This window comes from Olivibacter sp. CPCC 100613 (genome assembly GCF_036959255.1).
In the GTDB taxonomy this organism is placed as follows: Bacteria; Bacteroidota; Bacteroidia; order Sphingobacteriales; family Sphingobacteriaceae; genus Olivibacter.
The window spans coordinates 477,102-491,074 of the sequence record NZ_JAWMTI010000001.1; the positions used below are offsets into that span (position 1 = coordinate 477,102).

Below are 13,973 nucleotides of genomic sequence, written 5' to 3' on the forward strand. Positions count from 1 at the left end.
GTGCTTTCTCTAAAAGTTAATGTTTAACGCAGCACCGAAGCTACGTAGTGATGGGAGCGAAAAGGCCTCTAATCCTTGGAATTGCCCGTCATAACCGGATACTTCAGGATCAATATTTGGTACATCCGACCATAGGATAAGATTACGGCCAACCAGCGAAAAGCTTGCTTGTCTTATCGGGCTACGCTTTAATAATTTTTCCGGTAATCGATACGTAATCTTTACTTCTCTCAATTTTATGTAAGAAGCATCAAAGGTGGCAATACGGTCGTTGTCGTAATAAGCACGCCAATAATTCCGTACCGTTACTTCTGTTGTATTTGGTTCCCCAGTGTCAATGTTGGTTCCTTCACCAATCATCGTTCCTCCTCCATTTTCATCTCTATTCACTAATGATTCTTTGAGGGCACCACTTCTAATTCCCTCTATATAAGTTCGTGAATGCACTACGCCTCCTTGCTGAAATCCGAAAAGAAAGCTTAAGTCGAAGTTACGGTAAGAGAATTGATTCGTAACACCACCGGTATAATCCGGATTCACATTCCCTAAATAACCCCAATCACCATTCTCTTCCTGTGGCAAGCCATTACGATGGGTAAGTGAACCGTTTTGATAAATTAGGTAATCGCCATACAACGAGCCAAAAGAGCCATCTCCTTTTGTATTCTCGGTACGCATTTCCAAGGATGCCCAGCGCTCCAGCTGACGAATACGCGATATACCTAAATCTTCTGCCAAATAGATTACCCGATTTCTATTTAATCCAAGGTTTACGTTTACATTCCAGCTAAATTGATTCGTCCTTATCGGTGTTACATCAACCATCAACTCAATTCCACTATTTTTCATTTTACCGACGTTCATGAGCTTGGTATCATACCCTGCCGAAGGATTGAGGGTAACCGGAATAATCAAGTCAGTTGTTGTGCTTCGATAATAGGTAAAATCGATTCCAACTCGATTATTGAAAAACCGAGAATCAAAACCAAATTCATAGGAGCTGACTTTTTCCGGTTTAATATCCGGGTTGGGATAATTATTGTTATGTACAGCAACGGTTTCACCATTCCACCCTTGTGTCACCTGAAAATTTGCACTTGTCTGATAAGGCTCTAAATCTCGACGCACCGAGGAAAAACTGCTGCGCAGCTTCAAGTAGCCCAAAGCGTCGCTACGCCATCCGAACAGCTCTGTAGCTACTAAACTAAGGGATGCGGACGGATAAAAATAAGATCTATTTTGTTTTGGTAGCGCGCTAGACCAATCATTTCGGCCGGTTAGGTCTAAAAAAAGTGCCTCCTTATAACCGATCTGAGCCGTTCCATAAATAGAATTTATTTTTTTTTGCTGACGAATATTACCCGCAACAATCGGCGAAGCATTATTAGTCAAGTTATATACATTAGGAATCGATAGGCGATCTACAATGGCTCCAAGTCGCTTCGACTCCTGGCTCATTAAATTCCCTCCCAAGGATGCATTTACACTAAAATCGTCATTGATTTTGGTATGATAAGAAAGGAGTGCATCGTGGTTTGTTTCCAGAAAATAAACATCATCTTCCTGATAATAACCATTGACATATTGTGCAGAGGACACCGCATGACGCATTGTTCGCTTATCATTATAAAAGTCGCGTCCCGTACGCAACATGAGGCTCAAATTCGGTAAAAAATTATAGGTGAATTTAACATTACCATAAACGCGATCACGGTTATTGCCATTTAAATTTTCATAAGCTACAAAATAAGGATTGTTTAATCGGCTGCTATTCAATCCCCAAATAGGCGAAAGTTGCTTGGTACCGAGGGATCCATCTGCCCAGTAATCGCGCAAACTATTTACATTCACATTTCGCGGCATATATAGGAAGATTTTCATGATCGCATCATCATTCTTGGCACCGTAACTTGCGCGATTATCACTTCCTGAGTTAACATAATTCATATTCACATCCACCTTTAACTTAGGGGTAATGGCATAACCGGTATTCAAACCGACCGCATTACGTGATAAATCTGTATTGGGCACAATTCCTCGTTGTGAGGTATTTGTATAAGAGAATCGGAAATTTAACTTTTCATTACTTCCAGCGATGGCTAAATTATTGGTAAAGGTTTGCCCCGTTTGAAAAAAATCCTTCAATTGATTCGGATAAGCAATAAACGGCGTAGGAGTCCGCGCACCGGTATTAGGATCAATCGGCGAATCGAACTGAGGTATTAATTGCCCGTTAAGCCGTGGTCCCCAATTTTCCATCACATTGTCATTTAATCCTCCCCCCATCCCGTCTACATAGCTATATTCACCGTCCCGTCCCTGCCCGTATACATATTGGTAATCGGGGAGTTTAAGGGGCGTTTCTGCACTGGCTTGCGAATTGAAACTAACGCCTACTCCCTTCGTTCCTTTCCCCGACTTCGTGGTAATCAGTACAACTCCATTGGCCGCGCGTGAACCATAAAGCGCCGCCGCATTGGGTCCCTTTAGTACGGTCATACTTTCAATATCGTTCGGATCAAGTTCTCCTGCGGCATTTCCGTAATCTACCTCTCCTTCTCCAGCTGTGAAATTAGGATTGTTAAAGTCCTGTCGGCCGGTATAAGCCCTTGTTGACTGTTCGTTATTATTACTTATCGGAACTCCATCTACTACAAATAAAGGCGAGTTATTGTAGTTATAGCCGCTCACGAAGTTCTGTCCACGAATTTGTATATTAGCTGAGGCTCCGATTCCGCCGCTTGAATTCGTGATACGCACACCCGCCACTCTTCCGTTTAACGTATTTAACAAATTCGTTTCGTGCGACTCTTGAATGGTTTGTCCTTCTACTTTCTGTTGAGAAAAACCAATCGATTTCGCTTCCCTTGATATCCCCAATGCAGTTACAACCACCTCATTCAAGGGATTATTGTCTTCTTGCAACATTACATCAACCTGCCTCTGTCCTTCAATTGTTACTTCATAGGGTCGATAACCAATATAGCTAAAAACGACTAGTTGTTGCGAACCCGACAACTGTAGTTGATAGTGGCCATTAAGATCGGTCGTCGTCTTCTGATTCGTTCCCTTTACCAGTACGTTTGCTCCTATAATGGAGGCACCTGTATTAGCATCACGTACCTGTCCCTTTACGATTATTCCCTGCGAAGCACGGCGTAAGGAGATAGTCCCCCCTTCTTCTTCAAAAATAATCTGTTCAGGTTTGAAGATATCATTTAATATTTCCGAGAGTTTCGCATTCTGATAATATACATGATTGAATACCAACTTATCTAATCGAACATCTTCTGTAAATGCAAAATCGACCGAAGCCTTCTGTTCTATTTCTTTCAGTAAGGTATAAGCATTTACCTTATCAAAAGCAAGGTGAACTCGCTTTTCCAGTCCTTGTTCGGGTTTATGCGCAAAGGCTGTCGGGAATACCACGCACATATTTATTGCCAATATGAACACGTGTATTATTTGCTGTTTAAAGCGCCAGCGTATTAATTTCATTTGAGTGAATGGTTGAGTTTTAAAGATTGATTGCTATTACCTTCTCTGTAGAAGCTATGCCTAATATATTGCTAGAAGATGTTCAGGTATCCATTTGCCTCCTTTCGATATTGCTTATTCAACATATGACAGATTATTTTTAGCGTCTCTGACGCGCTCCGCTGGTATTTTAGTTTAAGTGTGTAATGACGGTTTAGGACCGTGGAGTCTGTTGTCGTTAACGACAAGTTATAGATGTCTCGAAAAGACAAGGCAAGCTCTGAGAAAGTGACCTGCTTTAGGTCTAGTGCGCTATCGTCCCAACTATTGGCGAAACCGGCGGATTGTTTCTTAAATCGTTTGTTTATTTGATCGTAATCGAAGCCCTCCCCCTTTCGCAACAACCATGTTTGTGTCTTAGCGATATCGTTGACTTGTATGCGTCCTGTGTAAACAAATACCTGAGTGGTAGGCCTATACGTATACGCTTTTACATGAAAAGAAGTACCCAAAACCTGTACGAGCAGTTCGTCTGTTTCTACAAAAAAGGGGGATCCTGCAAGCGACTTAACGTCAAAAAAGGCCTCTCCACTCAGTTGAACCAGCCGTTGCTTTTTGTTAGCATCCCTTTTCATCTCCAGTCGTGAATTGGCACGCAGTATTACCGTCGATCCATCAGGCAGCGCCACACGTTTCTGCTCTCCAGGACCGGTAAAAAAATGCGCTGTTTGTTGGTCGCTGACGTTAAGCTTATCGCGAACATAAGAATGCATCAACCAACTGATACCACACACTAATAGGATAACAGCTGCCGCTCCTTTTAACCAAGGAATTAACCGTTTGCTACGCTTTGCACTTACAGATAAAGATGAGCTTACCCGCATATGTGTTCTTAACCGTTCTCTAACGCGCTGCTTTTCTTCTATATTAGGACGAGCATCAAATACAGTTTCCCCTCGTTCAAATGAGTCGTACCAAATCTCTACAAGTTGGCGTTCGGCATCTGAACCCTCACCTGCATGATACTTTTTTAATAATTTTTTATAGACGCTAAATTTCACACTTTCTGCTTTTACACCCTTATAGTGCAGAAAGTGCGCGATCTATACTTCAAGAAAAGATGGTTAAATTGTTAAGTTTTTGTAAACAGGAGCGTTAATAAAACATAAATAGGTAGATGCGGATACGCTTCAACAAGCTTCGATTTCAATCGTCTCAGTGCTTCCGTATGATTATTTCGGATGGTTTGATCTGCTAACTGTAAAGCTATGGCAATTTCCGCCACCGTATAATCTTGGGTACGCAACAAGAAAATTTTGCGCATGTTTTCAGGAAAAGCCTGTACCACCTCGGCGATTGTCTGTTGCAACGATGCCTCCTCCATGAGATCAATTATGGTATTTTCAATCTCCTCCATCCGATGAAATAAGTATGTATGTAGTTTTTCTTCGCGCTCGTGCTGACTTGCCCAATAGATAATTTTATATTTGAGTATTCCACCAAGGTAACTGGCAAGGTTATCGCGAATCTGTAACCCATGCCGCTGTGTCCATAGATCAGCAAATACATCTTGTACAAGATCTTCGGCTACTTCACGGTTTCTCACCCGATAATAAGCTCGCCGATAAAGGTCGTCCCAATGTAAATCAAAAAGTTGTTCAAAGGCCTCTGTATCGCCGCCGCGTAAGCCTTCGATTAAGTTTGTTTCGCCTATTTTCCGAACAGGTTGCATACGTTTAACTCTTAGCACAAAGATAACCCGTCCATATTATGGAAACATTAAATCTTCTTTATAAGCGATGGGTACCTAATACCCATCGCTTTTTGACCTGCTTATTCTCCTCCAGGTTTAGGATACACATGATGTGCATGCGCCCATGCCTTCCATTTAGCTTCCAACTCTTTCACTCTTTCGGGATTTGCGCTTGCCAGATCTTTATTCTCTGAACCATCTTCCGCTAAGTTGTATAAATGCCATTTGCCCTTAGGTTTTGCAACCAGCTTCCAGTCACCTGCTCGTACATATTTGGCATTGTAGTGTTCATTAAATAACAGTTGATGCCCGGGAGATTTCTCACCCAATAAAGCAGGAACCAGGCTTAACCCTTGTGCAGGCACAATACGGTTACCTTTATACGTATCGGGGTAGTTTGATTTGGCCAACTCAATAAAAGTACGCATAAAATCAGTGATGTGTCCCACCTGATCAGAAATACTACCTTTTGGTGCTTTTAACCCAGCAGGCCAATACGCTATCAAGGGTGTTCTAACACCCCCCTCATAAGACTGTGCCTTGGCTTCTCTATAGGGTGTATTGGCAACATTGGCCCATTTTGCACCAATAGAAGCATAACTCGTTTGCGGTCCGGCCATTACTTCCTTCTCAACGGGATAACGAATTAACTTGCCATCTCTTGTTTCACTTGGCCGGTCAAAACCGGGGCCATAAGCAGCGCAATTTTCCGGGCTTGCACCATTGTCGCTTAGAAAAAGTATTAATGTATTGTCCAATGCACCCGTTTCCGTCAAGGCCTGAATTAGGCGACCAATGCCTTGATCCATACGATCTACCATGGCGGCATGTACAGCCATCGCATGGGCATCCCAATCCTTATTTGGATTACTTTCCCAATCTTCATCACCTTTGAGTGCTTCAGAAAGAGGTGTTTGCTTTGGATCAATAAGCCCTAAGGATACCATACGTTCATAACGCTGCTTTCGAATAGCATACCAACCAACCTTATAGGTATTTTCGTATTTAGCAATGTCTTCAGGTAAAGCTTGTAAAGGCCAGTGTGGTGCATTATGTGCTAAATATAGAAAGAATGGTTGATCGTTTTGGGCCAACGTTTTAACATAATGAACAGCTGTATCATTCAAAGCATCAGTATGGTAATAACCTGAAGGCACTTCTTTCACCGCTTCTTCTCCATTTACCAAGCTAAAGGGATCGAAAAAATCCACAACACCCCATATAGTCCCATAGTATTTTTCAAATCCCCTACGCGTCGGATATTGTTCTAAAGGTGAGAAAAGCGGATAATTTGCCTGGTGATTGAGCCATTTTAGTTGTTCCTGCGGATCTTTTTGCTCAATTGTATTGGATACGTGCCATTTACCAACCATGGCGGTTCGGTAACCTGCTTGCTTTAACACTTCTGCCAAGGTAACCGTATTCGCCGTAATATGCCCCTGATAACCGGGCTCGTCCCTTCGAGCAGTCATTTCGCCAATACCTGCATCATGGTTGTAAACGCCCGTCAATAAGGCGGCACGTGATGGGCAACAACGTGAGGTATTGTAAAACTGACTGAAACGAACGCCGTTTTTTGCCAACCGGTCAAGATTCGGTGTTTTAATTTCACCTCCATAGCAGCCGAGGTCGGAGTAACCTAAATCGTCTGCTAAAATGAGGACAATATTGGGCCGCTTATCTGGGTGTTGTGCCGATACAGGTGCAACAAGGAGGTGGAAAAGGATTATTAAAGCCAGTAGCCTTAGGTTCTTCAGATCATACTTGTTGTTTTTCTTCATTGTTGTATTGTTTTTATGGTATGTTTAATATCCTTCATTTTGAACTAAATCGGGATCTGCATCCAGCGCCGCTTGAGGAATAGGAAAAAACCGATGGTAATTCTGTGCATTCGCTTTTCCCCGCTCACGGGCCGATGCAATGAAGCGGTCCATTCGAATCAGATCCTCCCGTCTAATTCCCGCCTCGGAATAAAATTCCCACCCGCGTTCCTTCAGGAGATGGGTTCTAAAATCGTCTTTGGACGGAAATTGCCCAACTTGCAACAATTTAGCGCCAAGCCCTGCTCTTTCTCTAACTTGATTCACCAAATCTACCGATTCTTGATTAGGTCCGTTCAGTTCATTTAATGCTTCAGCTCGACCCAAGAGTATATCTGCATAGCGTATTTCTGACATGTCATTTCCATGTTCATTGCCAATGGCATTCGCATCAGGCCAATATTTAAAGGAACGCGTATTGTTACTATTTAACAAAGACACGGTACGGCCCTCCGTATTAATATAACTGGTGAGGATAAGGCTCTTCCGCTTATCTGCTTCATCGAAAGTATCGTAAAAGGCATCATATAAACGGTATTGCGCGGCCCAATTAGCCCAATTACTACGCATGGTAAGACCTGTGCGTGGATCGCTTGCAAAGCCAGGAGGAAAAGCCCCATTCATATAGTTCATACCCGCTCCTTGTGGGCTTTGGGGGTTTACCAAGATAAATTCACTATTTCGTTCGTTTTCTACTTTAAAGAGGTTTTCGTAAGTGGGATAAAGGTTATATTTTCCAAGGTCAATAACAGCTTGCGCCTCATCAGCCGCTTTCTGCCACTGTTTTGTGTTAAGGTAAAACTTACAAAGCAAAGCCATAGCAGCTCCTTTATTGGGACGCCCATAATTCCGTTCACTTCCAGGAGGCGGCAACACAGTAGCAACCGCTAAAAGCTCCTCTTCGATAAATTGACGCAGGGAGCTGTCTTCAGCTTTGGGTAAGCTTAAAGGATCATTTGATGAAGTACGCAGGGGCACCGGTCCAAACCATGAATACAAATGAACATAACTTAATGCACGAATAAATTTTGCTTCTGCTATATATACCGCCTTATCTTCATCCACAAGTGAGGCATTATCGATGTTATCCAAGAGTAAGTTAGCGTTCCGGATGGCCCGATAGGGCCTAAGCCAAAGGGTACCAAACAACCAGTCGAGCGACGCGTCTAGCGTAAAATTGATTACCTGAGAGGCAATTCTATTTTCGCCGCCATCCGTTTCCCATTCGATATCGGTCGACCAGCTTTCGAGCATCACGCGATTTTTCCCTTCGTAGCCGTTTAGATAGCCCTCGGCAAAAGCTGCATTGAGGAGGGAGTTAACACCTTCTTCAGTTGCCAAAAAGCCCGCTGGTTCGAGCTGAGAATATACTGGTTCTTCCAATTGTTTTTCGCATCCACACAATCCGATGAGGATGAGGAGTATGAAATATAGTTGATAAATTTTCATGGATATGCTATTCTTGATTCTACCATTCGTTAAAAATCCACCGATAAACCTAAAATGAATGTTTTGGCTACCGGATATGCGTTAAAGTCAATCCGATTAAATGCTCCTCCATTCGGATTAACCGCAGGGTCAAAACCACTGTAGTCCGTAATGGTCAATAGGTTTTCAGCCGTTAAACTAAGACCTAGGTTTCGTAAATATTTTTTGTTTAATGGCAAGTTATAGGCCAAGGTAAGGGTACGAACCCGAAGATAAGATGCATCTTCTACGGTATAACTGTTAACTAATTTACTACCCTGTCCTGTTGGGTTGACAAAAGAAGGGTACTTATTTGAGGGATTCTCGGGTGTCCAACGATTTAAGTAAGGTTCAGCGAAACGGTTGCGACGGAATTGTACCGGAAAGTAGGCATCTACTAAATTGTTATTCAACATACTGACACCCTGTACTCCCTCCAGAAACACAGAAAGTTGCCAATTTTTATAAGAAAAATTATTCCCGAATGACCAGGTCAGCTTGGGAAACGAATTCCCTAAGATCGTCCGATCTTCTGCATTGACAACACCATCGCCATTCATATCACGGTATTTGATATCGCCCGGTGCTACCGGATCCCTTGTAACCGAAAAATCATCGTCTGTCTGCCATACACCGTCAATTTGATAGCCATAGAAAGAATACACGGGTAATCCTTCTTTAATCATGAACACCTGATTCGTTTGACCCGCATCACCTGTAATTATCTGATCGATACCCCCCAAGTTTACTACTTTATTACGCAAGGTGGATAAATTAATACTGGTAGTCCAAGTAAAATCTCCTATTAAATTCTGCGTCGTTATGCCAAAATCCCAACCTGTGTTTCGTATGCTACCAACATTCGATAAGATAGAAGTAAAACCTGTAGTTGTTGGTATAGGTAGGTTCAATAACATGTTGAACGTTTTCTTCTGAAAGTAATCAATGGTCCCCGCTATACGCTCATTAAAAAGACCAAAATCAAGGCCCAGGTTAAATTGCTCGGTCGTTTCCCATTTCAGATCGGGATTAGCAATACGTGCAGGTTGCGTGGTGCTTATCAATTGATCATCGAGAATAGCCCCCGGACCAGTACTAAAAGTAGTAATAGCCGCGTAATCCCCGATTTCTTGATTACCTGTTTGCCCCCAACTTAAACGTGGTTTTAAGTTAGAGATCGCTTTGGCGTTCTGCATAAATGCTTCTTGATGTAATTTCCAGCCAAGGGCAAAGGAGGGAAAATAGCCGAACTTATTATTCACACCAAACCGAGAGGAACCGTCCATACGAAAAGATCCCGTAAGTAAATACTTATCTTTGAACGTATAATTAATACGACCTAGATAAGATTGTAGTCGATTGGTTCTGCGCTCACTTCCAAGTCGATAGGTACTTTGGTCCCCCAAACCCGTATTGTAAGTCCCCGTTAAATCAGAGGGAAAATTACGTGCATTCTGATTGGTATTATCAATAATAAACCGTTGGGTGGTAGCACCTAAAACGGCGCTAATGGCATGATTATCCCACTGTTTGTCATAATTGAGCGTACCTTCTATCAAATAATTGCTCAATGTACCCTGTAAAATTGACGCAGAACCTCCCAGCGGACCACCAACTCGTGTAATTCGACTTACATATACGTCCCGCTTTTGGCTAGAGAAATCTCCTCCTAAATTGACCTTTGCCGACAAACCCGGTAATAATTGATATTTCGCATAGGCTGTACCAAAAGTACGATAGGTGTTAGCAAGCGCATTCGCGCCTTCTAGCAATGCAAGTGGATTATCCATATCTAAAAAGGGCGACAACGTATATATACCGTTAGCATCCCGAATAGGCAATGTTGGATCGAAATTTAGCGTAGCATATATTGCACCCGATTCAGCATTGATCCCAAATCCACCCGGAGCATAGTCATCTCGTGTATAACTTACATTTAGCGAAACGCCGGTTTCCAATTTATCTGTAACCGCTGTACTTAGATTGAGCTTGGCGCTATAACGTTTGAAACCGGAGCTCCTGACCACCCCTTGCTGATCAAAATAATTGAAGGATGTATAGAATTTTGTCTTATTATTACCCCCCGATAAAGATAAACTATGGTTTTGAATAAGTGCTTTTCTAAATACCTCATCTTGCCAGTCGGTCATCGTTATATCATCGCCGATCCGGTAAGTTTCAGCCCCTCCTCCGGCATCTACAAGACCATTAAGCACTGTCTTATACTCATCAGCGCTTAATAGGTCGATCTTATGTGCTACCTGTTGTATACCACCCGAAGCATTATAAGAAACTTGTGTGGAACCATCTTTTCCTTTTTTTGTTGTAACGATAACAACACCGTTAGCTCCTCTAGCGCCATATATGGCGGTAGCCGAAGCATCCTTTAAAATTTCGATGGATTCAATATCGGCAGGATTTAAAGCAGCCAATGGATTTCTAGGTACACGTGGTGCATCAAAATTCGCACCTCCGCCAGTTACAACCGGTGCATTATCAATGGGCAAACCATCGATGACATAGAGTGGGCTGGAACCGGCATTTATAGAACTCGCTCCACGAATCCGGACCGAAACACCTCCTCCGGGCTCCGCACTATTTTGTATAACCTGGACACCGCTGGCCTTACCGCTGATAAGTTGATCAAATGTCGTATTCGTTCCCTTATTGAAATCAGCTGATCTAATTGAGCTCACCGAACCCGTGATATCACTTTTTTTCTGTGTCCCGTAACCAATGACGACAACCTGATCGAGACTGGTTTGCTCTTCTTTCAGCGCTATTTTTAATTTTTCGGTATTAGAAACGCGCAGTTCTTGCGTCAGATAGCCTAGTGAGCGAACAATTAATGTAATGGCATCTTGACCAGCCACCTGTAATCGAAATATTCCCGTCGCATCCGTTTGCGTAACTATATTGCTATTTTTAAGGATAACAGTAACACCTGCTAAAGGAGCCCCTTGCTCATCAACAACTTGCCCTTCAATAAGCTGTTGTACAGAACCTTCGCTCTCTGTAAATGGTAACTTATCTTTAATTACAATGGTTTTGCCATTGATGGTGTAAAGAAAAGGCTGCCCTTCAAATACTTCGTCGAGCACATCTTGCAGCGGAGCATTTTGCCTATCGATATCAAAACGATGACCCTTATTGACAATCTGAGGACTATACAGAATGTTATAACCAATCTGCTTACGAATAACTTTTAACGTTTCTTCAACGGAGATATTCTTTTGCTTAATGGTGATTTGCTGCCCGTAGCTTACCGCAGCAGCTTTCACAATAGTCAGCATGGTTAATATAAGTGATAGCTTCATAATCCTACAGGATTTTTTAAGCATGTAATGTCCCTTACCATATAGGGATACAGTACAAAATTTCATACTTTTGAATAGTTTGGGTTATTTATTAATGGTTGCTTTCTTATCTATTAATAGGGCCCCAATTTGCTGGAAGTGTTGCTGCACTTCCGGCTCTTTTGCCCTTTTCGATTTTGATTATTTCATCACAACAATCCTCCTTCCCTCTTTTTTGAAATGTACAATACCAGTTAATTCGAGCATTTGCAGCACGTCCTTTATATCGCCGTACCGCGATATGCTACCGCTTAGTTGATAGTTTGTAATGTTTTTTTCATACACCACTTCAACATCGTACCAACGCTGTATTTTTTTCATAACGCTTCGTATATCCTCATTGGTGAACATAAACAGGCCATGGTGCCAGGCCACTGCCTCTTCCGTGTCAACTCGTAAGATGCTGATATCGGTCTCCTCTCCTTGCACCAAGGCCTGCTCGCCGGGTTTAAGTAACCGATTTGTACCATGACGAATAACCTTCACCGCCCCCGCTAACAGTGTAGTCTTCGTAAGCTGATCGTCTTGATAGGCACTGATATTAAAATGTGTACCCAGCACTACCACTTCCGTACCTCCCGCCACGACTCGAAAGGGTTTACTCGATTTGCTCACCTCAAAATAGGCTTCGCCCTGTAATTCAACTATCCGCTCATTACGATTGAATTCATTGGAAAACCGCAGGGAGGACGAGGCATTTAACCATACCTTCGAACCGTCCGGCAATTGTAATTGATATTGCCCTCCTTTCGGCGTTTCCAAGGTGCTCCAATTTTCTTCTTCCATATCAACAGCGTCATTAAACCGATAAATCAATTGTCCATCAGCCGCGCTTAAGACTTCCAAATAACTATCTTTTAATAGCGATCCTCTTTCCTTTCCATTCAGCTCCATCGTAGCACCGTTTCCTAAGGTCAATCGAGCTTTATCATATCCAGAGGCAACATCATTATGACGCTCCTTTTGCTCCCTGTTGATAGCAGGCTCCTTTGTATACCAGATGAAACCAATTGCCAGCAAAATAATCGCTGCCGCTGCACTGCTCCATACCGACCACTGGGTCCGCTTCCCGACGGAGGATCGTAACGATTGTTCGATCCCCTGCAAAAGTTGCTGCTTTACCGTCTCTTTCTCGCCCATCGATTCGTCCCAGTCCCAGTTCTCATGCGTCAATTGAAACTTCTCAAAGGCTTCCAATCGCGATAGCTCGCTGCCAGAACAAGTACCTTTTGCTCTTTTCTCATATAAAATAATATACTCTTCTTCGGTCATATATGATTGGTTATATATAAAGAGCCCTAAAATGCCAAGCACACACATAAAATTTTAAATTTTATTTTTTCTTATTGGTCTTCCGGGGATTTATAAGCAAATTGTTTTGATTATCCATGCTAAATCGTATTTTTGAAAAACTCTACCATTTTAATAGACTTAACCTTGGTAAAAACGGATCACGAATTATGGAAGAACGTACAGGCTGGTGATCAATACGCCTATCACCAACTATTTAACCGCCACTGGGAAATGGCCTATGCGGGTGCTTTCCATTTTTTAAGAGATGCCGAAGCGAGCCGAGATATTGTGCATAACGTCTTCCTAAATATTTGGTTGAAACGTGAAAAGCTGGAAATACGTGAATTCCATGCCTATGTTAAAAACGCCTGTCGATATCATACTTACAAATATTTAAGAGCACGACATAAAGAATCACTCACCTTTGTGGATGAACAGACGCTCAAATCCTTAAGCACAGAAATAACGATCAATAGCGCCGAATACAACGAACGCTTTGAAGAACTGAGTTTATTCAAAACCTATCTTTTGAAGGAGCTTCCTAAAAGATGTCAAGAGATTTTTAGTCTAAGCAGAGAAGACCAATTGAGTAATCAGGAAATTTCACACCGATTAAACATATCCAAGCGTACCGTCGAAAATCAGTTAACCTATGCATTGAAACACATTCGCTTAGGATTGAAAAAACTTCTCCTTTTATAGTCTTTCTCAAAAAAAATGTATATTTGCCGTCGCAAACCACACACGTCTATTTACATGTAGGATTTAATTTCTTTCGAAAACAATAACATAAGTTCCAAGAATACT

Annotated in this window: 8 protein-coding genes; 1 reads left to right on the plus strand and 7 read right to left on the minus strand. The window is 42.3% G+C overall.

Annotated elements, in window-relative coordinates:
* Positions 1 to 9 precede the first annotated feature (9 nt).
* From RYH73_RS01910 to RYH73_RS01940, 7 genes are all read right to left on the minus strand, one after another.
* Complete coding sequence (locus RYH73_RS01910; protein ID WP_335311564.1) at positions 10 to 3,498, minus strand: SusC/RagA family TonB-linked outer membrane protein; 3,489 nt, start codon at positions 3,496 to 3,498, stop codon at positions 10 to 12.
* A 71-nt stretch (positions 3,499 to 3,569) separates the two neighbouring features.
* On the minus strand, positions 3,570 to 4,538 hold the full coding sequence (locus RYH73_RS01915; protein ID WP_335311565.1) for a FecR family protein: 969 nt from the start codon (positions 4,536 to 4,538) through the stop codon (positions 3,570 to 3,572).
* 71 nt (positions 4,539 to 4,609) lie between these two features.
* Positions 4,610 to 5,209 carry an RNA polymerase sigma factor gene (locus RYH73_RS01920; protein WP_335311566.1) on the minus strand — a complete coding sequence of 200 codons (600 nt, stop codon included), beginning with the start codon at positions 5,207 to 5,209 and terminating at the stop codon, positions 4,610 to 4,612.
* 101 nt (positions 5,210 to 5,310) lie between these two features.
* Entirely contained in the window at positions 5,311 to 7,011 is a 1,701-nt protein-coding gene (locus RYH73_RS01925) for an arylsulfatase (RefSeq protein ID WP_335311567.1), read from the minus strand.
* A 24-nt stretch (positions 7,012 to 7,035) separates the two neighbouring features.
* Positions 7,036 to 8,499, minus strand: coding sequence for a RagB/SusD family nutrient uptake outer membrane protein (locus tag RYH73_RS01930; protein ID WP_335311568.1), 1,464 nt, complete (start codon positions 8,497 to 8,499; stop codon positions 7,036 to 7,038).
* Positions 8,500 to 8,528: 29 nt separating this feature from the next.
* Positions 8,529 to 11,834 carry a TonB-dependent receptor gene (locus RYH73_RS01935; RefSeq protein ID WP_335311569.1) on the minus strand — a complete coding sequence of 1,102 codons (3,306 nt, stop codon included), beginning with the start codon at positions 11,832 to 11,834 and terminating at the stop codon, positions 8,529 to 8,531.
* A gap of 180 nt (positions 11,835 to 12,014) precedes the next feature.
* Positions 12,015 to 13,145: a FecR family protein gene (locus RYH73_RS01940; RefSeq protein WP_335311570.1), complete on the minus strand. Its 1,131-nt coding sequence runs from the start codon at positions 13,143 to 13,145 to the stop codon at positions 12,015 to 12,017.
* A 132-nt stretch (positions 13,146 to 13,277) separates the two neighbouring features.
* Here RYH73_RS01940 and RYH73_RS01945 point away from each other — a divergent pair, with 132 nt between their 5' ends.
* A complete protein-coding gene (locus RYH73_RS01945; protein ID WP_335311571.1) occupies positions 13,278 to 13,868 on the plus strand; it encodes an RNA polymerase sigma factor in 591 nt (196 codons plus the stop codon).
* Positions 13,869 to 13,973: the final 105 nt, after the last annotated feature.